We start from the raw sequence: 573 nt of genomic DNA, 5'->3' as shown, positions 1-573 counted from the left end.
CCCACATGATCGAGCTGGTATATTCTGCATCTGGAAATGGGGTTGCTGGCTAGCCACGAATGAAGTCATGTTTGATAGAAAACTAGCTTATAGTGTATATCAAGTAGGTTCATCTACTACCAATGATGATTACACTGTGGAGGGTTTGGATAATTGCACTATTTCTCAGGAGAATCTGGACCCAGTTATCTCTGTTGACTACAAGCTGGTTGTATCACCAGAAAATAAATCATGGTTGTGTGATCAAGTTAGTCCACCTGGCAGACCTTCCGCAGGTTTAATAGGGGATTTGCACTGGATGGGTGACATCATGCATTTTGACTACAATGCCTTCCAGTGTGATATTGGTCATTCAAGCAGTTCCGGATCATGTAGAGTGGCTATGCCATCCATTCCTAAAATGCTTTCAAATTGTTTGGAATTGCCTACGATGACCCCAATTGGATTCTTGAGCTATTCAAGTGGTGAGCTGAAAGCAAGAAGCTTTTCAGCGCGCAGATTCTCTATCAGGTGCCCATCTAGCATCAAACCCAATGAGGTGAGCCACTAATGCCACTCCATAGAAGCATCACT

The 573-nt window shown here is 43.5% G+C and carries 1 protein-coding gene; it reads left to right on the top strand.

Going from position 1 to position 573, the window contains the following annotated elements:
• A partial coding sequence (locus ACO0LB_RS20525; RefSeq protein WP_423052546.1) for a hypothetical protein occupies positions 1–550 on the top strand: 550 nt, incomplete at its 5' end.
• Between the last annotated feature and the right edge of the window lie 23 nt (positions 551–573).

Source organism: Undibacterium sp. SXout7W, assembly GCF_049339385.1.
In the GTDB taxonomy this organism is placed as follows: domain Bacteria; phylum Pseudomonadota; class Gammaproteobacteria; order Burkholderiales; family Burkholderiaceae_D; genus Undibacterium.
This window is presented reverse-complemented; position numbering and strand designations above follow the sequence as displayed.